The sequence below is a fragment of the Sphingobium sp. SYK-6 genome (assembly GCF_000283515.1).
Classification (GTDB): Bacteria; Pseudomonadota; Alphaproteobacteria; order Sphingomonadales; family Sphingomonadaceae; genus Sphingobium; species Sphingobium lignivorans.
Map to the genome: position 1 here is coordinate 2040423 of NC_015976.1, position 25981 is coordinate 2066403.

24 protein-coding genes are annotated in these 25981 nt (G+C 59.5%); 9 read left to right on the forward strand and 15 right to left on the reverse strand.

The features are described from left to right. Positions 1–323: 323 nt before the first annotated feature. The gene (locus SLG_RS09145) at positions 324–1403 is read right to left on the reverse strand and encodes an aromatic ring-hydroxylating dioxygenase subunit alpha (protein WP_014076174.1); all 1080 of its coding nucleotides are present in this window, start codon (positions 1401–1403) and stop codon (positions 324–326) included. A 427-nt stretch (positions 1404–1830) separates the two neighbouring features. Here SLG_RS09145 and SLG_RS20350 point away from each other — a divergent pair, with 427 nt between their 5' ends. Both SLG_RS20350 and SLG_RS09155 read left to right on the forward strand, forming a co-directional pair. Further along, entirely contained in the window at positions 1831–2448 is a 618-nt protein-coding gene (locus tag SLG_RS20350; RefSeq protein WP_014076176.1) for a hypothetical protein, read from the forward strand. Positions 2449–2467: 19 nt separating this feature from the next. Further along, entirely contained in the window at positions 2468–3028 is a 561-nt protein-coding gene (locus SLG_RS09155) for a nuclear transport factor 2 family protein (RefSeq protein WP_014076177.1), read from the forward strand. A gap of 12 nt (positions 3029–3040) precedes the next feature. Here SLG_RS09155 and SLG_RS09160 read toward each other — a convergent pair whose 3' ends face one another. From SLG_RS09160 to SLG_RS09175, 4 genes are all read right to left on the reverse strand, one after another. Continuing rightward, on the reverse strand, positions 3041–3928 hold the full coding sequence (locus tag SLG_RS09160; protein ID WP_014076178.1) for an MBL fold metallo-hydrolase: 888 nt from the start codon (positions 3926–3928) through the stop codon (positions 3041–3043). Between the two features lie 108 nt (positions 3929–4036). Then, positions 4037–5989, reverse strand: coding sequence for an MFS transporter (locus SLG_RS09165; protein ID WP_041391854.1), 1953 nt, complete (start codon positions 5987–5989; stop codon positions 4037–4039). Next, positions 5986–6741 carry an SDR family NAD(P)-dependent oxidoreductase gene (locus SLG_RS09170; protein WP_014076180.1) on the reverse strand — a complete coding sequence of 252 codons (756 nt, stop codon included), beginning with the start codon at positions 6739–6741 and terminating at the stop codon, positions 5986–5988. Before SLG_RS09170 ends, SLG_RS09165 begins: the two co-directional genes overlap by 4 nt. A gap of 103 nt (positions 6742–6844) precedes the next feature. Then, positions 6845–9169 carry a TonB-dependent receptor gene (locus tag SLG_RS09175; protein ID WP_158512702.1) on the reverse strand — a complete coding sequence of 775 codons (2325 nt, stop codon included), beginning with the start codon at positions 9167–9169 and terminating at the stop codon, positions 6845–6847. 248 nt (positions 9170–9417) lie between these two features. On the opposite strand from SLG_RS09175, the gene SLG_RS09180 reads away from it, so the two are divergent. Continuing rightward, the gene (locus SLG_RS09180) at positions 9418–11607 is read left to right on the forward strand and encodes a PQQ-dependent dehydrogenase, methanol/ethanol family (RefSeq protein WP_148276545.1); all 2190 of its coding nucleotides are present in this window, start codon (positions 9418–9420) and stop codon (positions 11605–11607) included. A gap of 159 nt (positions 11608–11766) precedes the next feature. Here SLG_RS09180 and SLG_RS22400 read toward each other — a convergent pair whose 3' ends face one another. The 3 genes from SLG_RS22400 to SLG_RS09190 form a co-directional block, all read right to left on the reverse strand. Next, entirely contained in the window at positions 11767–12093 is a 327-nt protein-coding gene (locus tag SLG_RS22400) for a TetR/AcrR family transcriptional regulator C-terminal domain-containing protein (protein ID WP_014076183.1), read from the reverse strand. A gap of 5 nt (positions 12094–12098) precedes the next feature. Continuing rightward, on the reverse strand, positions 12099–12344 hold the full coding sequence (locus tag SLG_RS22405) for a TetR/AcrR family transcriptional regulator (RefSeq protein WP_331386528.1): 246 nt from the start codon (positions 12342–12344) through the stop codon (positions 12099–12101). A gap of 267 nt (positions 12345–12611) precedes the next feature. Continuing rightward, complete coding sequence (locus SLG_RS09190) at positions 12612–13043, reverse strand: MarR family winged helix-turn-helix transcriptional regulator (RefSeq protein WP_014076185.1); 432 nt, start codon at positions 13041–13043, stop codon at positions 12612–12614. A gap of 130 nt (positions 13044–13173) precedes the next feature. On the opposite strand from SLG_RS09190, the gene SLG_RS09195 reads away from it, so the two are divergent. Continuing rightward, the gene (locus SLG_RS09195) at positions 13174–13776 is read left to right on the forward strand and encodes an SgcJ/EcaC family oxidoreductase (protein WP_083853353.1); all 603 of its coding nucleotides are present in this window, start codon (positions 13174–13176) and stop codon (positions 13774–13776) included. A gap of 101 nt (positions 13777–13877) precedes the next feature. Here the strand turns inward: SLG_RS09195 and SLG_RS09200 are convergent, their stop codons facing one another. The 3 genes from SLG_RS09200 to SLG_RS09210 are packed head-to-tail and all read right to left on the reverse strand — an operon-like array spanning position 13878 to position 15542. Then, complete coding sequence (locus tag SLG_RS09200) at positions 13878–14537, reverse strand: hypothetical protein (RefSeq protein ID WP_041391858.1); 660 nt, start codon at positions 14535–14537, stop codon at positions 13878–13880. After that, positions 14537–15037: a nuclear transport factor 2 family protein gene (locus SLG_RS09205; protein WP_014076188.1), complete on the reverse strand. Its 501-nt coding sequence runs from the start codon at positions 15035–15037 to the stop codon at positions 14537–14539. The genes SLG_RS09200 and SLG_RS09205 overlap by 1 nt, the downstream gene beginning before the upstream one ends. 19 nt (positions 15038–15056) lie before the next feature. Beyond that, positions 15057–15542: a hypothetical protein gene (locus tag SLG_RS09210; RefSeq protein ID WP_014076189.1), complete on the reverse strand. Its 486-nt coding sequence runs from the start codon at positions 15540–15542 to the stop codon at positions 15057–15059. 291 nt (positions 15543–15833) lie between these two features. Here SLG_RS09210 and SLG_RS21330 point away from each other — a divergent pair, with 291 nt between their 5' ends. Then, positions 15834–16052 carry a hypothetical protein gene (locus tag SLG_RS21330; protein ID WP_148276546.1) on the forward strand — a complete coding sequence of 73 codons (219 nt, stop codon included), beginning with the start codon at positions 15834–15836 and terminating at the stop codon, positions 16050–16052. Continuing rightward, positions 16045–17412, forward strand: coding sequence for an MFS transporter (locus SLG_RS09215; protein ID WP_014076190.1), 1368 nt, complete (start codon positions 16045–16047; stop codon positions 17410–17412). Before SLG_RS21330 ends, SLG_RS09215 begins: the two co-directional genes overlap by 8 nt. On the opposite strand, the gene SLG_RS09220 is transcribed toward SLG_RS09215, so the two are convergent. After that, a complete protein-coding gene (locus tag SLG_RS09220) occupies positions 17378–18739 on the reverse strand; it encodes an MFS transporter (RefSeq protein ID WP_158512703.1) in 1362 nt (453 codons plus the stop codon). The genes SLG_RS09215 and SLG_RS09220 overlap by 35 nt on opposite strands. A gap of 95 nt (positions 18740–18834) precedes the next feature. Between SLG_RS09220 and SLG_RS09225 the strand changes: the two genes are divergently transcribed. Next, positions 18835–20025, forward strand: a complete 1191-nt coding sequence (locus SLG_RS09225; RefSeq protein ID WP_014076192.1) for a multidrug effflux MFS transporter — start codon at positions 18835–18837, stop codon at positions 20023–20025. Further along, positions 20022–20906 carry an MBL fold metallo-hydrolase gene (locus SLG_RS09230; protein ID WP_014076193.1) on the forward strand — a complete coding sequence of 295 codons (885 nt, stop codon included), beginning with the start codon at positions 20022–20024 and terminating at the stop codon, positions 20904–20906. Before SLG_RS09225 ends, SLG_RS09230 begins: the two co-directional genes overlap by 4 nt. Before the next feature lie 178 nt (positions 20907–21084). Here the strand turns inward: SLG_RS09230 and SLG_RS09235 are convergent, their stop codons facing one another. Continuing rightward, positions 21085–22140: an aromatic ring-hydroxylating dioxygenase subunit alpha gene (locus SLG_RS09235; protein WP_014076194.1), complete on the reverse strand. Its 1056-nt coding sequence runs from the start codon at positions 22138–22140 to the stop codon at positions 21085–21087. A 161-nt stretch (positions 22141–22301) separates the two neighbouring features. Continuing rightward, on the reverse strand, positions 22302–22793 hold the full coding sequence (locus SLG_RS09240) for a nuclear transport factor 2 family protein (RefSeq protein ID WP_014076195.1): 492 nt from the start codon (positions 22791–22793) through the stop codon (positions 22302–22304). Positions 22794–23123: 330 nt separating this feature from the next. On the opposite strand from SLG_RS09240, the gene SLG_RS09245 reads away from it, so the two are divergent. Further along, the gene (locus SLG_RS09245) at positions 23124–23417 is read left to right on the forward strand and encodes a hypothetical protein (protein WP_041393015.1); all 294 of its coding nucleotides are present in this window, start codon (positions 23124–23126) and stop codon (positions 23415–23417) included. Between the two features lie 547 nt (positions 23418–23964). Here SLG_RS09245 and SLG_RS09250 read toward each other — a convergent pair. Next, positions 23965–25980, reverse strand: coding sequence for a hydantoinase B/oxoprolinase family protein (locus tag SLG_RS09250; protein WP_014076197.1), 2016 nt, complete (start codon positions 25978–25980; stop codon positions 23965–23967). Between the last annotated feature and the right edge of the window lies 1 nt (position 25981).

Below are 25981 nucleotides of genomic sequence, written 5' to 3' on the forward strand. Positions count from 1 at the left end.
TACGAAAATGCAAATTTGGCGACGATTATGGTGGCAGGCGCAAGCATAGCTCTGATCCCACGCAGAATTAGACCATCTTTCATATCACCAGCAAAAGATTGCACTATCGCCTCTTCAGACGAATATGCTGACGATATACATGAAAGTCTTACTCCGGCGGCTCGCAAATGGACATACGACTGTTGTACGTCCCGCAATGGGAGCTGTTCGGAACTAACCGCTTGGTGGGGATGACATTACGCCACCGTCTGGCGATTACGATGAAATAGTCGCATTGGCGCAAAGCGCCAGCCGCACATCTTCGCCAGTGGAGAAACCGATCGCTATTCCGCGGCGACAACCATTGGCCCTGCAATCTCCTTTTCCGCCCGGATCAGCGAGGCCAGCATTCGTCGTGCGGAAACAGGCGCTGCATCCGTCTGCAGGAGGATGGGGTTGAGTTCATTGATGTCGCTTACGCCCCCCATCCGGCGTTGGACCGCTTCGATCATAGGTTCATCCTGCCGGTGGAATGCGACGTCGAACATCTCCAGCAGTGCCGCATCGACTTGCGGATCGTCACGGCGCTGGTTGCGGCCATTCACGAAGAAATAGTGCGAGGTAAACTCGGTCTCTGGCGTAATGAAGTGCAACTGCGGAATATGTGCGCCGTCTTCCTCAGCCTCATCCATCGCCCAACTTCCAGCATCGAAATCCAGCATTGATGGGGGATACCAGGTCATCGTGGACTTGGTGTAGACCGGTGTTTCCGCATCATAGCCGAACAAAGCCTGGCTAGGCGCCGGCGCAGCCAAGCCACTGCGGACGCGGTGATTGACGATGGAGTTCTCACGACGTTCAAGCTTCTGCGTCGTCGCGGCAAGCAACTGCTCCGGTGAATAGGCGGAGCCGCCGAACTGAGGATGGATATAGGATGCGTGGCTCAGATCGAGGAGATTGTCGACGACCAGCTCATAGTTACCCTTAACGTGTAGCAGGCCTTTTACGACGCTGAACGCGTCAGGCCGCTCGAGGAACTCCACGCGCGGCAAGGCGCTCGGCTCCGCCAGATCCGGATTTCCGGGCCAAAACCACAGGATCCCATATTTCTCCATCACCGGCCACGCTGTGATATTCGCCGCCTTGAGCGCCCCGCCACCCTTCACGTGCGGATTGTGCGTGCACTCCCCCTGCGCATTGAAGCGCAGTCCATGATATGGACATTGAATCTCATCGCCGATCACCTTGCCTCCGGACAGAGGGGCAAAGCGATGGGGGCAGCGATCAGCCAGCATAGCCGCGGTACCATCCCCTTTGCGAAAGAGCATGATTTCCTGGTCGAGCAGCGTGCGGGCGAGCGGCTTGTCGGAAATTTCGTCCGCGAAGGCGGCCGCATACCAGACATTTTTCAAGTAGACGCCCATCGGCTCCCGTCCATAAATTGACTAGCAGAATTGCTGTACGATTATGAGAGAAAACGCGCGGTGACGCAAGGCGCAATTCAAAACCCACAGTCTGCCAATATCTCGATGATCAGATCGCGAAAGGCCTTCTGGCGGTCTGCCCGGGCTCGGATCAGCTTGTCGATATCGCGATCGACCAGCGCGCGTACAGTAGCCGATTTGTCGAGGATATCGCGTTCTTCAGATGGGCGCCGCGGCAAAGGCCCCAATATTCGATAACGGTCAGTCAGTCCCCAGAGCCGAGGCCCACACGATCTCGCGCCATCAAAAAAAATGCTGGCGGCCCGCCCAAACTTGACAGGGCGGCCCAGCCGCGGAGGTTAAGCCGACAGGATTTAATATATCAATTTTGCATGCAATTGTACATAATCGAAAAAGGGAGAAGAGGATGTTGCGACGGCTGATTCCGTTAGCGCGAATGCTGATGGGGGCAATCTATCTGATCAACGGCCTGAACTGGTGGGTGAAGATGATCTCGCCCTATCCTAGCATGTCCGATTTCGTAAACATGCCGCCCCCGCCAGACGTCGTCGGCGCGATGATCCAGAATGGCATATTGTTCCATCTGGTCAAGGCCACCGAAGTAGCAGCTGGCCTCGCGCTGCTCTCCAATCGCTTCGTGCCGCTCGCGCTGGTGTCCGTACTGCCGGTGACGTTTCCGATCTTCATCGTCGATGTCTTTTTCATCGCGCACCTAAGGGGCATGGTGATGGGCGGCGGATCCTTGTTGCTCAATCTCTTTCTCCTCCTCGCCTATCTGGGACATTACCGACCGCTCCTTTCCTCTCGCGGAGTTCTGGACCTGGAGGGCAATGCGGCGACGATCGATGACAGCGCCTCGATCGCTTCGCCCTTGGCAAAGCTATTCCGGCCGGCGATGCCCATGCTCGCAATCCTTGCGGTTGCTACAGGCCTGCTGATGTTGGGATGGCTGACCATCCTCATCGGCCAGTATATCACCAATCCGCTGCCGCTGAGCGCCGTCATCCCAGCGCGCGACCACTAGGTTCGAGAATGGAGACAGAATGATGGAACAAGGTCCGGACATCTCTCGACGCCGGCTTGCCATCGCCGCAATGGGAAGCGCACTGACAGGCATTGCCGTTCCGACCGCCACTCCGGCGGCGGCGACCCGCCGCGCGGCCACGCACGTCCCGGCGGACGACAAGCTGTCGATCATCGAACTCATGGCCCGCTACGCCTGGGCCTATGATACGAGCGACGTCGCCGGCTTCACACAGACCTTCACCGCCGACGGCATAATCGAGATATTTGGCAATGTGCTGGTCCGCGGTTGGCACGACGTTCCCGCGTTTCTCGCCACAGCCTACGAAATGCGCAAGGGCAATGGGTGGCAACATTTGACCGACCATCATGTCTTCGAAGAATATGACGGGAAACGATGCACCGTCTATTCCTATTATCTGATGCCTGAAGGCGATCCGTCGGGCAGCAATGTGCATTTGCGCGCGATGGGCTATTATGTCAGCAGATGCGTGAAGATCGGGAATGACTGGTTGTTCAGCAAGCGATCGGTATTCCGTTGGAACGGCAAGAAACCCTGGGCCGAGCAACCGTCCGGCTGAGGCGCTGCCAGATCAGGCGTCTAGGAACTCGAACCGAAAGGCTTCGCCATCGCGCTTGACGTGTCCACAGGAACTGTACCGGAAGTGCGCTGGAAACAGGACCGTCTCTGTATCCGCGACACGATTGAGTAGCTGCAGACGTGTCGCCGATGCCATATAGGGATCCTCGTCCGCGAAGATGTGCAAGTCCGGACGCACGAGCTGGATTGGATGATGGACGACATCGCCGGAGAACAATGCCGGCGGCCCGCCACGCTGCGCGTTGATCGCAAAACAGCCGGGTGAATGGCCGAACGCCGGCTCCAGCCACACACCATCCCCGAGTTCGCGATGCACTATGCTGTCTTCCTCGACGATATCCGCCAGGCCGGCCTCGACCACAGGAAGTACCGAGTCAAGATAGGCCTCACGATGAAAGGCTTCATGGTGCTGCATGCTGTAAAACGCATAATCCCTGCGCCCGAACAGATAACGCGCGTTCGGAAATGTCGGAACCCAGCGCCCGTCAATGAGCCGGGTGTTCCATCCCACATGATCGGCGTGGAGGTGTGTGCACAGAACCAGGTCGATATCCTCGGGCTTCAGGCCGATTGCGGCGAGATTGTCGAGATATCCCGTATTGAGCTGATGCGCGAACGGGATCGAGCGATCCTTGTGATTGCCGTTGCAGGCATCGATCAGAATATTGCGTCCGTCCAGTTGAAGGACATAGCTGTGGATACTGAGCGCGAAGGATGCATCCGCTGGATCGTCCGCCAGTGTCTCGTCCCAGAACCAGGGTTTGAGCCGAGCGAGATCGTCCGCGCTCACCCCGGGCATGACCATCGACATGGGCAACCCGTCCTCCAGTTCGAAGACCTTGCGGACGATCAGGTCGCCCAATTTCACGCCATGTTTCATCGTTCGCTTTCATTTGTCGTTGCGCGGTTCAACGCGGCCGCCGATCCCATATCAATGCGGCGATCAGGAAAAGGGTCGCGATGGAATAGGGGATGACGTCGAACATGTTCATGGCCGCGCCTCCCCTTCTACGCTGCCAGTCACGGGATCGCGCCCGGCGCTATCGCGTCCACCTCGCCAGATCGGCGTGAAGTGCGCCCCAGCTGTCAGCAGGGGTCGAAAATAGGCGAAATAGGCTGCGATCAGAATGAGATTGTAGAATAGTTCACGCGGCCCCGTGTAGAGTTGCCGCGGCGCACCGTCGACGAACGTATTCAGGTAGAAAATGGACATCGTCGTGGGCATCTCTAGCACTAACACGAGCGGTACATAGATATTCAGGATGAGGCATATGCCGACTAAGATTTCGACGATCTTGATCAAGCCAAAAAGCCCGATATGATCCATCTCCATAACGAAGGGGCCGGCCGGTGAAACCCCGATCGGGGCGGGCGGGACAAGCGGATGGAAATAATTGATGCCCGACAAAAGCGCATGAGCGCCAAAGGCAATGCGCAGCCATAATATGGCATAAGAGGTCCACCCTGCCTTGCCATGTTCGGTCCCGAACAAGTCCCACATCATCCTCTCCTTCTTAAATTCCGTGCCGCCAGCTTTTACATCCCGCCGCGCCAGGGTTGCCAACAGTCCGCACAAGGCGATCATGGAAGCCGCGAGAAAGGCCCGGTTGAGCGACGCCAGCGGCGTGCCCTCGCCTTCGGCCAGGCTCAGCAAGGCCACCGAGCCTATCGCGATCCCGATCTGCTGGCTAGTGAAGGTCACGGCCGCGATCACGCCCTGCTGATGCGGAGGGTGGGGACCGGTGATGACGGCGGTCAGCATGATGACCGCGAAGATGCTGCCGGCGGCGCCGAGGATCATGGGGATCATCACGTTGAACAGATAGCCGCCTCCCGGAAACATCCATCCATTGATGAAAGTGCCGAGGATCAGCAGCGCAAAGCCTGTGAGTACGTTGTGCGAGAGCGTGAATCGGCCCATCAACCAACCGATCGCCTGTCCCGCGCAGACCACCGTGACGGCGTGCGGAAGCATGCCGACGCCTGATTGCGCGGCCGACCATCCCATGCCGCGCTGCATGACCAGACTGGGCAGAATGAACAGCGCCGCCGATGCGGCCATTACCGCCATCATTCCGATCAGACCGGACTTCACGCGGGGATAGGCGAAGATATCGAGTGGCAGCAGCGGTGAATCTACGCGCTTCTGGATGCGCAGGAAGAGCGCCATCAGGCCGCATCCGGCGATCCCGAGCACAAGCCGTTCGGTCACACCCGGCACGAGGCCCGAACCGCTGGTGATCGCGATCACCAGCAGCAAGACCGCCGGCACGAACGAAACCGCGCCCGCAATGTCGAATGGCCGGCGGGCAGAAACAATCCGATCCGGAACGAGAACGCGGCTGAGGACGAGCAACGCGATCATGAACACGGCATTGGCGACGAAGACCGAGCGCCAGCCGAAGGCCGTCGCCAGTGCGCCGCCGAGCCCTGGCCCGATAAACAGCGCCAGCCCCTGCGCCATGCCGAAGATGCCATAGGCACGGCGCCGCTGCGGGCCCTCGGGAATGACCGTGTTGATCAACGAGAAATTGGCGGGGACCAGGATTGCAGCGCCCACGCCGAAGAACAATCGGCCGGCAAGGAGCAGGATGAAGCTCGGCGCCAACGCGGAGACGACCGCTCCGGCGGCCGCCAGCAGCAGACCGATCGCGAAGCAGCTCCTCTGTCCGGCCAGATCGGACAGACGCCCGCCGATCAGCAGCATGCTGGCAAACGTCAGCGCGCTGAAGCTCACCAGTCCGCTCAGCAGCGCGCGCCCGACCGGATATTCATCGCCGATCGAGGGAAGCAGAATGCCCATCGTCACCAGGTCCATGGTGACGACCATCTGGCACGCGCCAACCAGCAGCGTAAGAATCAGGACGTTACCACTCCGGCTCTCGGTCGCTCCCAGGGTCGCCACGGTCCGCTCCTCTTCCAGATCTTCGCGATCGATCAATGCTTTGCGTCGCCGCCATCGACTACGAGCGTCTGGCCAGTCACGAAACCGGCTTCCTCGCTCGCGAAGAAGGAGACCACTGGGGCAGAATATTCGGGTAGACTGACTTTCTTGACCGACTGGCTTTCAACGAAGCGGTTCATGAAATCCATGAAACTCGCTTCGTCGGGAAATCCCCCGCGTGTTCCTTCCGTGACCGTCGGCCCCGGGGCCACTGCGTTGACCGTGATGCCATATTGGCCCAGTTCGCCAGCAAGCGAGCGGACATAACCGATACTCGCGGACTTCGACGCGACATAGGCGGTGAGTCCGGGTGGCGGGATAAAGCAGCTGTTCGAAGCTACATTGATGATCCGTCCCCAACCTTTGGCCTTCATCCCCGGCAGGACCGCCTGGGTGAGCAGGAACATGCCATCGAGATTGAGCGACATGATCTTGCGCCAGACGTCGATCGTCACGGTTTCATGCGGGGTGAAATCATAGACCCCGGCATTGTTGACCAGGACGTCGACACCACCCATCTCTTTGTCGAGTCCCGCGACCAGTTCACCGATGGCATCGGCGTCGCGGAGGTCGCAAACATAGGCTCTGGCTTTCCCGCCATCGGCTTCGATCGCCGCGACGGTCCGGCCGGCATCCTGAACATCGATCGCGGCGATCTGGAAGCCATCCGCCGCCAGTCGCCTTGCATAGGCGGCGCCGAGGCCGTTCGCCGCCCCGGTCACGATTGCCGTCTTGCCGTTTCGCGCCATTCTCAAGCCCTTTCCTGGGAAATCTACCACCCCGCCGGAATCCGGGGTTGCTTCACTAAACTGTCAGTCCGAACGTTGGCATCGAGCAGGACGGCCGTGCGGATCATCGTTGTCCAAAATTATGTTTGAGTGTGAGGGCTACCCGTCGGGGCGGCGCAACCTGGGCTGCGGTGTAGCCCAGGAGATTCGCCTGCTGGTCAAAATGGTTAAGAATATAATATTTGTCGAACAGGTTGGTCGCTTCCAGCGACGCCTCCCAGGCCCCGGCCTCGGCACGATATGTTAGACGGGCATTGAAGACAGAAAAGGACGGTATCCGGGTCGAAGGTGCGTTGTTACCGTAGCTGAACGAAGAGGCCTGGTAGGAGCCGTCGAACCGGGGCGTCAGCGTGCCGCTGCCAACTGGAATTTCATATTGGATGCCGAAACTCCATTTCCAGTCGGGCGAGTTGGGCGCGACATTGTCTTTTGTAAAACCGGTTAGCGGATTCACGCGCGTATACTGGAAATGCAGATAGCTGAGCGAACCGTCGATGGTGAGCCCGGGGACGGGCTGCATCAATGTTTCGAACTCCAGCCCCTTGATCGTCGCGTCACCGGCATTGAGCTGCGCGAAGCAGAAGTTGAAAGCGCCGGTGTTAGGATCCGGGCAGTTATTGGCCTGGATCTGCATATCCTTATATTTGCTGATGAACCCGGCGACATTCAAGCGCACCCGCCGATCCAGGAACGTCGTCTTCACGCCTGCTTCATAGGATGTAAGGGTCTCAGGCTTGAAGGTCCGATAGGGCGAACCCGGCTCCAGTTCGATCAACGCGATCGGACGCGGATTGGGCCCGCCGCCCTTGAAGCCGGTAGCGGTCTGGGCATAGGCCATGAGTTGCGGCGTGAATTGATAGTCGAGGGCCACACGATAGTCCCAGCGCGATCCCCTATAGGTTTCGGCCTTACCCGTGGCGGCCTGGCCGACGCCCCTGTCGTAATCATGATGCTTATATTCTCGCGTGTAGCGAAGACCTCCGGTGAGGTTCAGACCGGCTAACGGGTGAACGACCAGATGGGCAAAGCCCGCCTCCGTATGCGCCTGGGTGCGGTCGTTCGTGTAGAGATTGGTCGGAATCGGAGGGTTGAAGGAAAAATCGGGGAAGATCGGAGCATCGATATGCTCGCGGTCCTTACCCTTCGTATCCAGGTAGAAGCCGCCGATTGTATATTCTGCGAAATCACCGAAGTTGCCGTTCAGCCGCACTTCCTGGGTGAATTGGCGGAAATCGATTTCCATATATTGCTGGCTTTCCGTAAAGGGCGAGCCATCAACATCGAGCGAGAAAAGCGTCTTTTGCTTTCGCCAGGCCGTGATCGAGGTGAGCGACATCGAGTCGCTGAGATCGAGCTTTGCCTGGAGAGACAGTCCACCGCCTGTCGATTGCGACAGCGGGTCGATGCAGTATCCCCCGTCGGTGGGGCTGCAATAGGTCGAATAGTTGACATAGCTCCCTAGTGTAACGAAGCGGCTGTCATAACCCGGGACGCCTGGCAGTCCATTTTGCGGCTGCTGTGCGACGCTCTGGACGACCGCCTGGCCTTCCGAACTATCCTTCGTATAGTCGCCGCGAAACCTCAGTTCGAACACATCGCTCGGCCGATACAGGATATCCGCGCTGCCAACGAGATATTCCTGCCCGCCGAGCGTGCCAAGTCGACAGTCGCCCCCGCCCTTTCGCACAGCGGTCGGGACATCGGTAGCCGCGGGATGGGAGCATCGATAGTCGATGCGGTCGACGAAGCCGTCCACAGTATGGCCTATCCCCGACAACCGAACGAAAAGATCCGGCGCGAGAGCAAAGTCGGCCGCGCCGCGTACCGTCATCCGGTTATCCGTGCCATAGGTGGCCGAAACATAGCCGGTATTGCTGCCTGCAGGCACCTTGGAATAGATTTTGATCGACCCGCCGATGGAATTCTTGCCGGACAATGTCCCTTGCGGCCCACGGGCAATTTCGATGCGGTCGATATCGACCAGATTGATGAGCTGCCCAGCCATGGTCGCGAGATAGACATCATCAATATAGATGCCGACACCCGGCTCGAGGGCGAGCGAATAATCGGTTTGCCCGACGCCGCGGATCGTAGCACTCATCGTGCCGCCCTGACCGCCACCCGCCCGGAGCGTGACGTTGGGAGCCTGGGCCGCTACATCTATGACATTTGTCTGGCTGCGCGCTTCCAGCAGTTCGGCATTCACGGCCGTGATTGCCAGCGGCGTCTGCTGCACGTTCTGCGCGCGATATTGAGCCGTCACGACGATATCGGCAAGACCCGCCGCCTCTTCCTGTCGGGCCTCGGTCTCCTGCGCATACGCTTGCGTTGCCAATCCGATCACCAGCGGCACGACGGCAGCCGATGCAAGAATATCTCTTCCCCGCATGATCCACATCCCCTCCCACCGAATAGCTTCGGCGCAATTTCTCCCGAGAGCAGCGTTCTACGACGCCTGAATCTCATGTCTGTGAGGCCAGCCTTTGGACCTGGATGGCCGCACATCTAAGCAACCTGTTGGCAAGCCAACCGCGCCGATGGTATGGGTCTTCCATTAGGTAGTCAATTCCTTATTCATTATCGGATACTTTTATAATCGGAAATAGCAAGGCCGTCGAGAACGGCACGGGGGATGGGATGATCCAGCAAAGGACTTGCACACAAAACACGCTCAGCGCGGCTCATTGGTTGTCCGGCAGACGCAAGGTGCTTGCCGAGGCCATTGGAGCAGGCATCGCAATATCGCTCGTCCTTGCAAGCTGCTCGGCCGACCCGTCACAGCCAGCCGCGAAAGACTGGCCCCTGATCGGCCGGGATATCCTCGGCCAGCGCTATTCACCGCTTGAACAGATCAATAAGGACAATGTCGACAAGCTCGGCCTCGCGTTCGAATTCACCGATTTTGTCGTGCGGGGAAGAACCCACCGCGGCGTCGAGGCGACGCCGTTGATGATCGGAGGGATGCTGTATTTCTCCGGACCCTGGGGCGTCGCCTATGCCGTGAATGCGCGCACGGGCAAACATTTGTGGACTTATGACCCAGAGGCGGACGGGCAATCAGGGCAGCATAGCTGCTGCGATGTGGTCAATCGCGGCGTTGCGGTCGACGGCAAAAGACTGTTCACCGCGTCCAGCGACGGCCACCTTGCCGCCGTCGATATCAAGACCGGCAAGGAGCTATGGAATGTCGACACCATCGTCGATCGACGCTGGAACTATTCCAGCACCGGTGCGCCCTATATCGCCGGAAAATATGTGGTGATCGGCAATTCGGGCGCCGACATGGGCGCTCGGGGCTATGCCAGCGCCTATGATATGGCCACCGGCAAGCTGGCGTGGCGCTTCTGGGTGGTCCCCGGCGACCCCAGGGCTGGACCCGACGAAACTCCAGACGTCACGGCCGCGCGCAGAACCTGGCCCATCGATACCAGATGGGAGCTGGGCCTTGGCGGCAATCCCTGGGATGGCCTGGCCTATGATCCGGAAACCAATACGACATTCATCGGCACGGGTAATGGCGGTCCACATCCCGCCTGGCTGCGCAGCGCGAGCGGGACAGTGACCGATCAGCTTTATCTGTCGAGCATCGTCGCCCTCGACGCCGATACGGGGCGCCTCAAATGGCACTATCAGACGACGCCGGGCGACAGCTGGGACTATGCGGCAACCTCGCCCTTTGTGATGGCTGACCTCGAAATCGACGGGAAGCCTCGCAAGGTGATCATGCAGGCGCCCAAGAACGGCTTCTTCTATGTTCTCGATCGCCGGACGGGCGAGTTGTTGCGAGCCGCTCCCTACACCCCTGTCAACTGGGCAAGCTCCATCGATCGACGCACCGGACGGCCGGTGCTGACAAAGCAGGCCGACTTCCGCGATGGTCCAAGCGTGATCTGGCCGAGCATGGCAGGCGGTCACAGCTGGATACCAATGTCATACAGCCCGAAGACAAAGCTGGTCTATCTGCCGACTTATGACGCGGCTGCCAGCTATGTCAGCTACGACAAGGGAGAATTCCTGCCCGGCAACGCCGATCACGGGACGCACAACGCCTTCCCCCCGTTCGAAGATTCGCGGCTCGGAACGCAATTCAAGCAAGGCCCCTCTACACGTTTCGAAGGCCGGCTGAAGGCGTGGGACCCGGCAAAAGGAGAAGCGCGCTGGACGTCGGAACCGCTGCCCTTCATCAACGGCGGCACGCTGGTCGTCGGGGACCTGGTGTTTCAGGGGGCCGCCGACGGATATTTGCGCGCCTATGACGCAGCAAGCGGGCAGGTTCTGGCAAAATTGTTCGTGGGGACGGCAATGATGGCAGCGCCGATCAGCTACGAGTTGGACGGCACGCAATATATCGCGATCCTCGCAGGTTTTGGAGGTCCGCAAGGCGGCTTCTTCGCGCCCGACAATGTGGCAAGCAGCCATGAGAATTATGAGCGGCTCATCGTGCTCAAAATCGGCGGCGCGAAACTCGCGCCTCCCCCAAACCGCGTGGCGGCAGAGCAGCAGCCCACGCCCCGGGCGATCCCCGCCGAGGCGTCAACGATAGCGCGGGGGCAACGACTTTTTGAGCGGCAGTGCAACCGCTGCCATGTCATGGGTGGGGCCGTCGGTATCTATCCCGATCTATGGAATATGGCGCCGGAAACGATCGACGCATTCGAGGGTATCGTCGGAGAGGGCGCGCTCAGCTACGCCGGAATGGGTAATTTCTCGAAAAGCCTCAACCGCCCCGACATCGACGCCATCAAGGCCTTCATCGTCAATGACATGATCGTCAAACGCCGGGAAGGCCCGAACGCAGGCGCACAATTCCGGGAGGCTACACACTAAGCAAGGTGTGGCCGGAACTGCTCGGAACGATGCGACGTACAGTAAAAATCTTTTCATTGCCCTGGAGCTATCGGTGAGCGCCATTACGTCCGAAATTTCCCCCCTTTCGGCAAAGCCGTGGAACTACGCACTCTATCCCGACTGGTTGGAGCCGCAGCCTCAGGACATGGGAGCGTAGGCACGCAAGAAGATGTCGATGGCGAATACCGCGTCACGGTCTATCTGCACCGGGGATGCCGCTTGCATCTGGCCTATCAACAATTGCTGATGGCAACCAACCAGAGTTATCGCCATCAACGCGCGGCCCGCATCCAGCGGATCAGCCTTGCGCAGCTGTCGACGATCCATCGCGCCTTCCAGATATTCCGCTATGTGCACGCGCGTATGATAGGGGGCCAGGTCGAAGAAGATGCGGCTCATTTCCGGGAAGCGCGCGCCTTCCGAAATGATCAGCCGGTTGAGCGCAATCGCCTCCACCGAGGTCACTTTTTTCAACAGGCTGACGCACAGGCGATGCAGTGTTGGCGCCGTTCGCCGCAGGGATCGAGTATCTGCGCGAGATGATCGCGATGGGCGCGGGTGGCGCGCAGTAGCACTGCGGTGAACAATTCCTCCTTCGATGGAAAGTGATTCCACAAGGTTCCCTTCGACCCACCCACTTCGGCGGCGATGCCCGACATGGTGGTACCGGCATAGCCGTGCGCGAGGAAATAAGCCTGCGCCACCGACAGGATCATGTCACGTCGATCAAGCCGACGCGCTTCCCTTCGTCCGGAAATCCGGGATGCATCTGGCATTGTCATAAAAACCGTACCATAAAGTACGCAGTTTCTGTTAGCAAGGCTCTGCGAGACTGGCAATGGCAAGTGGATCGGATTGCATGGCCAAGCCGTCGAACCGAGGACGTAGGCTCACACCGGACCGTGGCCGTCGTTAAACCGCCATTCCCTCCTCCGGATCACGCCAGGCCCGCTCGTATTACTCTTCAGCAATATAGCGTGCGATCACTCATCGAACGATGCAATGATCTTCTTGAGCAAATTGCTAAACTGACGCGCCTCCTCGTCCGAGAGTGCCGTCGTCAGTAGGTTCTGGACCCGCTGGACACCAGGAAAGCCAACCTTGATCAACGCCATTCCCGCCGGCGTAACTGCGAGCCTTTTGACACGACGGTCCTGTGAGCTGACCGTACGCGTGATAAGCCCCTTCCGAATAAGACGTTCGATTACGCCGCCAATGGTGGCCTTGTCGAAATCGATGAGTTCTGCGAGGCGCGTCTGGTCCAGCCCCGGGGTTTCGGCGAGCGCGACGAGAGCGACGAACTGCACGGACGTCAGTTCGAACTCGGCCAATTCCCGGGCGAAATAGGCAGATGAAATCTGCTGTACGCGCCGGATCAAATGTCCGGGCATGTCTTTCAGTAAATCGATCCGCATGTTTTGCCCGCATAACCTCGACATCCCTCAAGTCAAAAGCAATTAATCCAGGAGCGATATCGCCTAGCCGAGAAAGATGGGCTAAGCCCTCTCTGGTTAGTTGGTAAACCATCAATCGAGAGGAGAAACAATGAGCGCACTGTCCGAGCCAAGTGGTCACCCCCGAATGACACGCCGTGAATTGGCGGCATTACCGGTGGGAGTCGGCCTGCTGATGTCATCCAGCAAAAGCATCGCCGCCCAAGCTGGTCAAAAAGCAGGGGAAGCCGCAGTGAACCGTATTCCACTGGATGATCGTAAAGCGATCGAAGATCTCTTCTCGACCTATGTGTGGGCTTATGATTGCAGCGATGAAGCCGGTTTCCTGGAACTGTTTACCGAGGATGGTTTGGTCGTCGGCCTCGGCAAGAAACACGTCGGCAAGGAAGCAATGGGTGCCTGGTTCCGTTACCTTCTCGATATCCGTGAGCGCGAAGGGGATCTCTGGCTCCACCAGGCTGCGCACCATCGTTACGTCGGTAGCGGCAGCAACTATCTCGTCTATTCCTATGCGACGCATTACAATTATGCTGTCGAGGCCAAGACCTATGGGGTCCGGAGCCTTGGATATTTTGTGAGTGAGTGCGTCAAGCAGGGCACGGAATGGAAATTCCGTCGCTTCAGCATCTCCCACTGGGACAAGACAACGCAGCCGTGGAAGAAGTCGCTTCCGTGGGATACGGCCGCGATATGATGTGAATGCTGTCTGGAAGCGGCGGCCCCACGCCGCCGCTTCCCTCGGTCCTCCGCAGGGAGGGCGATGGTGCGGGATCTAGGTTTCGTGCTTCTGCAAGATCAATGCACCGGCGCCAGAACCGCAAGGCTGCTCCAGGGCGCCAACCATTGGCCGACCAATGCGATGATCCACAGCGTGGAAGCTCCGCCGATAACGATTGCGCCCCACCGAATGATCGACATCGCCATCGGGCAGGAAATATCGAGCGCTCGCGGGGTCGCCGTCTCACCCGGGCGTCGCACGAAGAGGGGCCGATAGTGTTCGAACCATTCGAGCATCAGATAGCCCTGCATGAGAAAGACCGCGCCGCCAAAGAAGATCATATCGAGAAACGATGCCCAGAAATTCCGCAGGGAAATCTCTCCACTCAATGCTGCGGCCACCGCCGCCCCGAACGGAATGGCATCCAGGATAAAGGTCATCACCAGGATGGGAAATGCCACCACGAGCACCAGCACGGCGTAGCGGTTGAAGACGAGCGAAACACCAACGCCTATTTCGATCAGCTTGGCGGCGCTGAACATCCAGCCGCTTTCGATCATCGTCGCGACGATCTGGTGTTTCATGGGTCCGGTCATCGGATCGAAGATGTTCGGAAAGGGCAGGATCTTGAACCACCAGTTCAACCCGGAAAGGATGCACTGAACGCCCAGCGCCCAACGGACAATCGTGATCGCCCTCGCCGATGCGTCCGTGACGCCTTCCGCTGTAGAGGGCATCAGAAGGCACCATATTTGTTGGGCGAGTTTTCCGGAATTGGCTGCAGCACGTCCCAATGCTCCACCACCTTGCCATCCTTAACCTTAAAAATATCGACCGCTGCGATACCCTTGGTTCCCGGTTCGCGAACCAGATGATGGTGAACCATGACGATATCGCCCTCCGCGACGATGTGCTTGATCGTCCGTGTGGGGCCGGCCTTGTCCCAGTTCAGATGAGAAAGGCGATCGATGACCGATTGGCGGTCTCCCACGACATTGGGATCGTGGTCGATCAGGTCTGGCGAAAAATATCGCCGCACGGCTTCCGCAGGATTCCGCCCTTCGATGCCGAGCTTCTCAAAAGCCAAAACCACTTCCTTTGGTCCGAGCGATTCCTCGGTCACCTCGGCATAGTGCTCCTTGCTGCGCGGACCAGCGTCCGAGGTTGTCCAGAATGTAAGAGCAACCGGAGCGGCTATACCCCCCAGGATGCACAAGGCATGAACCCATGCGCGCATTATTCAACCTCCCCGAAAATCAGTTGTTCTTGCCAAAAAGCCGCTTCAGGCCCAGGTCGCTTGGATCTCCATTATTCATCACCAGCATCGGCAGAAATTTGTCGAGATGACCAAGAGCAATCACTCCAAGCAGCGTCATGATCACGATGCCGACGACAATGCTGGTGGGATCGCGGTTCGCCACCAGATTGAGATGCGCGATCGAGAGAGCCACGGGAAAGGCGGCCACCACAGCGAGCGGCACGAAGCGGTTAGCGAGCAGCAGCACGCCCGTGATGATCTCGATGATCTTCACCACCTTGAACAGCCCGGAGTGATTGAGCGCACCAATAAGTTCATGCGAGATCGGAGACGACCCGGAGGGTCTGGGAAAGAACTCGAGCCAGTGATTCAGTCCGTGCGCCAGGAACCAGCCCCCGAAGAAGAACTGCACCGCATATACGAGGATCGTAAACCCCCGTCCTTCTCCCGCTTCCTTCGCCGCGGGACTCCCTAGGGTCGCCATGCCGCTTCTCCTCTCCAGGTCTCAAGATGTTTAGCAACGATAGTATTCAAAGTTTCTGTTACTCCGTGCAAACCATGGCTGCAACCACAAATCGTGACCCTAAACGACCGCCCCAGCGCGAGGGCCAAACCGTCGTCCACCCCCTTCTCCCGAACCCACGAATTTCCATCATCGAATAAAATATGGTTAGACTATCAATAACCGGCGTTGCTACTCGGGGCGAGCTTGCATCGGACATATATCGGACCAGCGGCAGCAAAATGCCGCGGATGGGTACCGCGAGGGGACAGAATGAAAGTTCTAGATCGGAAGTTTGCCGTAGGGACACGGGACTATGCGAAGCACGACGCCATTCGCTTCCCGCAGGCGGTCGCGGCGAAAGCTCGTAAAGATCGCACCACCTCCAACGCCCTGGCGCCCCATCCCGTCGGCGCGCGCCGTGCGGAAAATGGAACGATTCCGGAGACGATATTCCAGCGTTTAACGGCACGGAGCGCGCAGATTGAATAATCCTGACCTTTCGCAGACGGATCATCCGGGGCTCCCCCGTCCGCGCCGCTACGCCGCCATCGCCGCCTTGTCGGTGGGCACCTCGCTGGTGGTTCTGGACGGCGCGCTACCATCCGTGGCGCTGCCGACAATCGCACGATCGCTATCGATTCCCGATAGCCTCGTGGTCCTCGTCATCACCATCTACCAGCTTGTCTTGCTGATGTCGTTGCTGCCATTGGCGGCGATGGGCGAACGGATCGGATATCGTACCTTGTATGTGGCCGGCATGGCCGGTTTCTGTCTGGCTTCGCTGCTGTGTTTTGTCGCCCAGTCATTGCCGTTGCTCCTTGTGGCGCGGATCCTGCAGGCCTTTGGAGCCAGCGCAGTCCTGAGCGTGTCGGCCGCGCTCGTTCGCGCAACCTATCCGTCCAAACGGCTCGGGCAAGGCATCGCGATCAACAGCATCGTCGTTTCTGCTTCCAATGCAGTAGCGCCAACGTTGGGAGGCGCGATCATGGCCGTGGCGCCGTGGCCGTTCCTCTTCGCGTCAGTCGTGCCGCTTGGATTGATCACACTTTCAATGGCGCGGTTTCTTCCCGAGCCCGAGCGACGCGCCACTCCTTATGACTGGGGGGCAGCCGCCTTGTGCGCCGCGACCTTCGGCCTTTCCATCAGTGGTCTTGAACTCATGGTGCATGCGAGCCTGTGGAAAGGGACTCTCGTGCTGGCGGCCGGCATCGCCATCGGAGCGGTTTTCGTGCGCCGCGAATTGGGGCGTCCCGACCCGATTTTGCCCCTTGACCTCGTCCGCAGGCCAGTGATCGCGCTCTCTGCGACCGGTGCATTTCTGGCGTTCGTCGCGTCCATGATGATTCTGGTGGCTCTACCCTTTCGCCTACACCACGGCTTCGCCCTCTCGGCATCCCAGATCGGTGCGATGATCGCCCCATGGCCGGGCGCCATCATGCTCGTAGCACCCGTGGCGGGCATCTTGTCGGATCGGCTCGCGCCCAGTCTGATGGGAAGCCTGGGTATGGCCTGCAGCACTTTGGGGATGATTACCCTTGCCCTGTTACCGGCCAATCCAGACTGGTATGATATGGCTTGGCGTACGGCGCTGTGCGGCTGCGGCTTCGCGCTCTACACAGCGCCGAACGCGCGCCTCATCCTCAAATCTGCACCGCGCGATCGCGCGGCGTCGGCGGGGGGCCTGATCTCAACTTCGAGGCTGAGTGGACAGGTGCTGGGCGCATCGATGGCGGCCGGGCTTTTAGCGACCGGCTCCGCTGGCGCAATGCTTGCGCCATGGTTCGCCGCCTTGCTCTGCCTGCTCGCCGGAATGTTCAGCTTTGCTCGATTCTACGCCCGGGAGGGCTAGATTGGGATTGATTTGGCTTGCGGAGATTGAAGCCAAGAGCCGCAAACAACAATAGTCCGCCTAGAACAAGGCAGTATCGCGCGACCCCGCCATGGCCGATCGCCAGGGGACCGATCAGGCCACCGCACATTGCCCCAAGGCGTCCCAGCGTGCTGGCAAGACCGATCCCGCTCGACCGGACCCGCGGAGGGAACGTTCCCGAGGCGCCGGTATAGAGCGCCGTGATCAGGCCGTTCATCGCCATGCCTTCCAGTGCCAGCAGTCCGAACAGGAGCATGGCGGACGCGCTCCCAAACGCAGCCGGCGGCGGTAGCCCGATGCTCAGCAGCAGCGCTATTGTGATTCCGCCTGCCATCAATGCGTTAGCGACTACCCGCTCGCCCCTCGCAACGATCGCCCATCCGGTGAGGAGGACGCCGATGATCCCTGCCAGGGCAAAAACCGAAGTCGATGTGGACGCCAAAGCAAGCGAATAGCCGTTGCTGGCCAACATCGACGGCAACCACCCGAGCACAAGGCTCATCGCGAGATAGATGAAAAAGAAAGCAAGGAACAGGCCGAGCACCGCCGTACGGCGTGGGACCGCGAAGATTGTGCTCAATGACTGGGCAAGGCCGGGATCCTTGTCGCCGGGATTTTCGGCAGGAGCAGGAAGATTCAATGCCGCGAGCAAGGCTGCGAGACGTTCCGGTCGATCACCCTTCAACGCCAGATAGGCTGGCGATTCCGAGAGAAACAAGAACAATAGAACTGCTGCTGCCAAGGGCGCCATACCGCACAGCATGAACAAATTCCCCCACCCCAGCGCCGGGATCAGCCATTTCGCGAGCAGCCCCGCAAGCGCGATCCCGATAGGCGGGCAAACCATCGACAGAGCGACGCACAGGCCGCGTCGGCGGCCGGGCATGGATTCGGTCAGTAATGCCAGCGCGGGAGGGATACACCCGCCCAGACCAAGCCCGGCAACGAAGCGCAAACCGGCGAGATGTGTCGGCTCCCGCGCCATTGCGAGCGCGAGCGTCATCATGCTGAACAGAAGCGTACCGCCGACCAGAACGGGCTTGCGACCGAATCGGTCGCCGAGGATTCCCGCTATCGGCGTTCCCACAAACGCTCCGGCATGCCCTGCGGCCATAGCAATGCCGAAATCCGCGAGCGGCAGCCGCCAATCGGCGACGATCGCGGGCAAAGCGACCGCCAGAATTTGCGTGTCTATGCCGTCGATGACAAAAATGAGTTGAAGCAGCAGAAGCACCTGGAGTTGCCGCCTCGTCCACCGGGTCTGCTTTTCCGCAGCGCCTTCTTGCTTCACCGGCATTTCTCCCATATCTCCACGCGAAACAGCATGGTATCTTATTTTGCTAGACGATAGTATATAGCCTTTCTTACACCTGCCAACCACCATCTCCAAGGGCCGAACGCTTGCTAACACGGAAACAGATCGTTCTCCTGGGTGCCTTTACCGCGCTGGCGCCGCTCGCCATCGATATGTACCTGCCGGCGATGCCGGCGCTGGCCGATGATCTTGCGGTATCGGCCCGCCTCGCCGGCCAAAGCGTCTCGATCTTCCTCTTCGGCATCGCGGGGGGCCAGTTGATCGCGGGGCCGCTCTCGGACCGATTCGGAAGGAAGCCGACGATCGTTGTCGGACTGCTCCTGTTCACGGTCTCGGCTCTGCTGGCCGCGTTGACCCAGAATTTCACCATGCTCCTGGTCACCCGGCTGCTCCAGGCGCTCGGCGCGTGCGCGGTGATGGTGTCGGGACGAGCAGTTGTTCGGGATCGGCTCGATTCTCGCGAATCCGCGCGGCTATTCTCGCTCCTGGCGCTGATCGGCGGGCTGGCGCCGGTGCTGGCGCCGATGGTGGGAGCAATGCTCATCCGTTTTGGCGACTGGCGGATCATCTTCCTTGTCATGGCCGGCCTCAGCCTCGTGATGTTCATCTTCACCCTCCCCTTTCTATCCGAGAGCCGCTCGGCCGAAACGGCTGCCAATGCGCGCGGCGAGCATCCGTTCATGGCGTACTGGACGCTCATTGTGAACAAGCAACTATTGGGATATCTGCTCGCCGCGGCTTTCAATAGCGCGGCGTTCTTTTCTTATGTCGCCAATTCGTCTACCGTTCTGATCGACGGGTTTGGCATCACGCCTCAGGTTTTCAGTATCCTGTTCGCACTCAATGCTGTTGGCTTGGTGGCTGCGAACCAGTTCAACCGGTACCTGCTAAAGAGCCGTTCGCCCGAAGCCGTGCTGCGCGGTTCGGGACGAAATGCAATAGTCGTTGCGCTGTTGCTCTTCGCATTCGCAATGACCGGTGCTGGCGGCCTGCCAACACTTGTAATCCTGCTTTTCATCGTTGTCGCCAGCATCGCGCCGGTCCAGGCCAATACCATGGCTGGCGGACTCGCGGTCGATGGTTTGCGCAGCGGGTCCACAGCGGCCTTGTTCGGAGCGACAACCTTCGCCGCGGGCGCCGTCGCGTCATGGATCGCAGGACTGCTCTATCGCGGCAATGGAGCCGGGCTGGCGATCGTGGCGAGTGTGTGTCTCCTCGGATCGGCGATCGCGATTTTCACACTTATTGACAGCAATAAAAATATGGAGAGGTCATGAAGCAGCTCGAGTTCGGGAAAATTGCCGTATCGCAGGTCAAGGAGAGCGAGGCCGACCTTCCGGTCGCGATGGCGCTGCCGCAGCTCGAGAGCATGGATCTCGAACGCCTCAAACCCTGGTATTGGGATGACGCCCTGTCGCTGGACCCGGCGACCGCAGCGTTGCGACTGGCGGTGCGCAGCTATGTCGTTCGGGTCGATGGACTCAATATCCTGATTGACGCCTGCAACGGCAATCATAAGACCCGAAGCCTTCCCTTCGTCGACAACCTGGAACTGCCATGGCTCGACCGTCTGGCGGAGACCGGCCTTGCCCCCAATGATATCCATCTGGTGACCTGTACACATCTCCATGCCGACCATGTCGGCTGGAACACGCGGCTGGAGAACGGCCGGTGGGTCCCCACATTCCCGAACGCACGATATGTCTTCAGTAGGAAGGATCTGGATTTCTACGTGACCCAGCAGCATGAGCCGCTACATCGCGAATCCTATGACGACAGCGTCCTGCCGGTGATCGAGGCCGGCCTCGCCGACATCGTCGAGTCCGATCATGTCCTTCATCGCGAAATCGATGATGGGATCTGGCTGGAAGATGCAAGCGGTCATTCGCCCGGCAGCGTATGCGTTCACGCCAAACGCGGCGGTAGCCATCTGGTCTTCACCGGAGACTGTATGCACCATCCCGTGCAACTCGTCCGGCCGGACATTCCGTTTTTCGCCGATGAAGATGCCGCTCAGGCCTGCGCGACGCGGCTACGATTGCTCCAGGCCCACGCCGACCGGGAGAGCATACTGTTTCCCGCGCATTTCAGTGGTGACGGCGCCGGACAGGTCCGGTCGAACGGCGACAGTTTCCAATATAGCTTTCTGGCCAGATAGATGGATCGCATGAACCGCCTCGATCCGTTCCGGCATCGAGAGTGCTCCCAATAGAGCGGCACCGCTTGAATCGACGCAAACCATTACATTATAGCGCCGGGGTAGTTCGGTTGCCCGGCGCTATAACACAATGGCATCGGATCACTCGGCAAGCGTCTTACAGGCGGCGGCGGTAGCTTCAGGCCGCGACAGGCGGCCTTTCTTGCTCCTGGGCAATCAATCGCTTGACGATGTTGAGGTAGCGCACCAGCGGTCCATCCATCCCCAGCGTCAGCATGGGCCTATTGGGATTGCGATCGATAATCCGCTGCTGGGCGACGATTATGTCCTCATCCTCGCGAAACGCCTCGCCTGCGACCTTGAAAACCCGATCCTTGAGCTGGGCATGTTTCGACCAAGGACCAACAGCATAGAACAACTTGCACTGACCGTCCTTCACCGGAGTGACGATCTGGCCGATGAATCGGCTCAGGATCGGCTCCTCTTCGGGAATGCCTTCGCTACCGCAGCGGTCCTGAACGCCTGGCGCATAGCTTCTCGTCATGAGCGTGAAGACACCAGGAACGTTCACCTCGTTGATCACCAGGTCATCCGAGGCCATGTCGCCGATGAACGGGTTTTTCTTTCGACCGACGTGCCAGCGTTCGATATGGACGCCACGCTCCAATTTGGTCGTCTTCGCGTGGAACTCGCCCTCGATCAACGTTTGCACAGTCTTTTTGTCGCTCACGCCGAATGTTGCTTCGTGAACATAGGGCGCGTGCGATACGTCGAGCAGGTTGTCGATCAGGAGTTGCCCTTCCGCGTCGATATCGAGCTGAGATTGGGTTATCGCCCAATCCGGATGGTCCGGACCAATGAAGTTCGGGATCAGGGCGAAATCGAGGCGGTCGGCCTCTCCCATCCAGACCCAGGCGCATCCGTCCTTCTCGATCACATTGTAACTGCGCACACAGACGGATTTGGGAATGACCGGCTGGCCGGGGAGGTCAGTGCACGCACCGTCCGGCCCGAACATGATCCCGTGATACATGCAACGAAGATCATTTCCTTCGCGACGCCCTTTCGACAAGGGCGCGGCCCGGTGCGGACATCGATCCTCCAGTGCAACGAGCGAACCATTGTCCGCACGGTACATTACCAGCGGCTCGTTGAGGATCGACACGGACTGGACGTCAGTGCCGGTGAAGTCTTTCGACCATCCCGCCATGTACCAGCAGTTGCGAACATACATCATGCGATCCTCTTCCGGCTATCCGTTTTTATGCAGTGCGACTCACATCCTATTCCAAACGGCCGCCCAGCGTCAATTAATATGTATACTTACTAACGCGCAGTCCGGGCACGATCCGCTTACCTCACAAGGTGTTTCAGTGCCTGGGAAGGATGATCCATTCAGGCGCGATCGCTCTCGAGCAGACCGCCCGAATTACCTGCAGTCTGGTGCCCGATCGTTATAAACTTGTGATTCCACAAGCGGCTGACGATCTTCCAACCGTCCGGATGACGAACCAGCGTGTCTGAATAGCCCCCGTGAACCTGGCTGGCGACGATTTCGCCGTCGTCGGTCTTGGTCGTGGTCGCGTTCAACATCTTCGACTTCACATAGGCTTCGCTTCGGTCCTGGTTGAAGCTGATCCGAAAGCCGGTCGCATGATGAAAATCCTCGATGAAGAACTGTCCGTTACGAATATATTCCGCACGCACAGTAGGCTCCCAATCCGCTCTTATATGACCCACCGAGGTCCAGTCGAAGACGGTGTCGGGAAGAAAGATACGGTCTAGCTCGTCATAGTCCTTGTCGTCGGTCGCGTGAACATAACGAGCATAAAGGTCGATGATGGCCACGCGATCACCGAGTTCGCCAACACTGTAAATATCTTCCATTCCGGCTTCTCCTCACATTGATATAGAAATGCTGTCCATGCACGGCACATCAGTTCGCACAATATTCGCTATAAGCGGTGAGCGGGGTCGTGACTGCCGAGCGACGATTATGCCCTCATCCTCCAGGCTGTTCGATTGTTCAAAAAACAGCCTCTGAATGCCCTTCGCGCAATCTCATTGAGGAAGGCCTCGAACCACGTCCCCGTTACCCCGCTGCACAAGAGCAACGCATTGCCTTCACCGGAGAGTATGTTCCAGACACCTATTGTTACACCATTTTGCATAATGTATCGATATAGGAATCGATTGTCATCAAGGATGGAGAATTTTGTGAGCCTCGACGATATCCACGACGTGGACGACTATTCACAGATAACTGTCCGGGCGATGATCGAGCGGCTGCAGCGATCGACAAGCCCCGAGCAGTTGATCTACCGCGAGACCGAACTGGACGAGATGTGGCGCCTGGCTGACGTCGCACTGGCCGAGGCGGAGCGCAGCCGCTCGCCTGATTGCGAGCGGCTGGCGAGAATAAAGGACGCAATCGTGCAAGCGCATGATCTGGTTGGCGTGAACGGCCAACCGCTGGCAGCGGCGGATGTTCTGCGCGCGCTCGAACTGTGACGGCCCCCGGCGTTATTCTGGAAGTGTGATAACCACGATCCGCTTTGGCTTGATGGAATTGAACTATAGCAGTCCTCCGCGTCACCAAAGGGTCGCCAGACGCCATGCGCTCCGCAAAAGCGGGGTTCGCATGGCGAACAGGGCGATCACGCTGCCGGTGCATTTGCCAGCCCTCGCTCAACAATGGGTCGGTCAGTATCAGCGATGCGCGTACGGCTTGCGGTAGGAGGCCCGTCGCAGCTCGCCTCTCGCAGCACATGACTGATCCTGGCCGGCAACTATCCCGGCGTCTCACTGAAAGACTCCTCGGCGGGTTCGCCGACGACGCCTTCGGCCGGAAGAAGGCGACCGCAATCTTGATGCCGCTCTTCGGAAACGGCATGATAGTTTGTGCGTCGGCGCCTTTGCGAGATAGCCGCATTTCTCCTTCCTCTCGGCAGCTGGCGATCAGTGTTCGCGGTGGCCCGTATCATTCCCCTGGTACTGCCCCGGAATCGCTCCCGTATCCGATCAGCAAGGCGCGGCCGCGCTCCCCTTCGAGCAGCGCTCAACCGCCGTCGCGCAGTTCCAGTCGATCGTCGAGAAGAACGCCTTTTTCGAACGTCCGGACACGAACAGCTCGCCGCCCATCGATCAGAACAGGGCCGACAATCTCTTCGCGATCTGCCGAAACGCAATTCGACAGGACACGCTTTCCGGTCGGTCCGCCGACCGCCGGCTGGATTTCTACGCCATAGGATTTGAGCGCCCCCGCGACCGAGACATATCCTTGGCTGACATCGCGCACCACCGCTTCGACCGGACGCGTCAATGGATCACCGAACCCCGATCCCCCGCCACCGCCGGTCGCATAGACATCACCGGCCGCCAGTTGTGCGCGATGTTTCGCGGAAAGCCTCGTCAGGTGGATGCCGCCGCCGGGGAGAGCGACCTCGGCTTCCTCATTGAACGGCGGAGACAGCGCAGTGCCGCCGAATAACGCCTGCAATGGGTCCACCAGCGCATAGAGCTGATCCATATCCGCTTCGCCGATCCCACGCACGAGGATATTGTTGAGCGGCGGCGCCGGTTCGCCGCCCATCAAGCCGAAGCTGATCGGCCAAGCGTAACCCTGTCCTACCGCGAACACGGACCCGGCACCGCCCCGCATCTGGAAGGCCGACGAGACGGTCGTGCCGCCGCGCAAGCGCCCTGCCCCGCCAGTATCGGGACATTCCCGCCGATAGAGATAAAGCAGCGGGAACGCCATCTCCGCCGTTTCGATGTCGCCGCTCGACGCTCCGGGGCCGTCGGGCAGGCCGCCTGAATCCATCCCGTCGCGCGCACCGCTTGCTGCCAGGCCCTGGCCTGTTTCCATCAGCATCGTGCCGAAGGGCTGACCGCTCGTACGCGCACCGAATAGCTGGACGAGGTTAACATAGGACGCAAATCCCGCGAATGCGCGTTCTGGGCAATCCCCATCCATGGCGGCGAGCCGCCCCAATGCACCCATGACGCCATAGGCCACGCTGCGCGCGGCGAGCACGGAGCCTCCCGAAACGCCCGCCGGCCAGACCGCGTCGCAGACCGTGCCGGGCTTGCTCCTGACGGTGACGCACCGTTCGACCGCAGCCGGAGTCCAGGGAAGGTCGTGACACAGAACCGCGAGCATGCCGGCGACCACGCCCCCGTCCAGCGCGGTCCGAGTGCAGTTGAGCAGCGCCGGCGCCTGCGGGCTCGACGCCGAAAAATCGAGGACAAGCCCCTCGGGACCGTTCGCGACGTCGATGACAATCGCATAGATGCTGTCGCTGTTCACGCCGTCGTCGTCGAGCAGCACCGTCTCGCGGAAAGTGACATGCGGCATCTCCTGCAGGCGGAGGCGCAGCTTGTGCTCCACCATCTCGATCATGCCCGCCAACACGTCGGTCAGCGTATCGACCGAATAGGTAGCGGCGACCTCGCGCAGCCGCTCGATAGCGATATTGTTGGCCGCAATCTGAGCACGCAGGTCGAGCCGCATCAGGTGCGGCATGCGCGAGCGTCGCAGATACCCTGCCTCGACGTCAGCTTGCATGACTCCCCCGCGCACAATGCGGACCGGTGGAAAGACGGGTGCTTCCTCGAATATGGATCGAGCCCCCATCGCAAAGCCGCCAGGGACTGGACCGCCAACATCAAGCTGATGGATCACCGATCCGACCCAGCCGACCAACCGGCCGTCGATGAAGATCGGCGCCACACAGGCCACGTCATTCTGATGGAGCGCCCCCTTCCAGGGATCGTTGCACAGGAACATGTCGCCCTCGTGCACGATGTCCCGGCCATAGTCGGCCAGGATCGACCGCACGACCCAGGGCGTGACCGCGGCCTGGGCCGAAATATACAGACCCGACAATATGCCGTTTCCCTCGGCGTCCATCAAACAGGTATTGAAATCCCCTGCTTCGCTCGCAATCGGAGAGCCCGACATCGCCTTGATCGTCGTTCCGAGTTCGCCCTGGATAACCCATAGCCGGTGCCGGAGGATCTCGAAGGTGACGGGATCGATCCGGACAAGCGCACCGGTCCTTGTGCTGCGCACG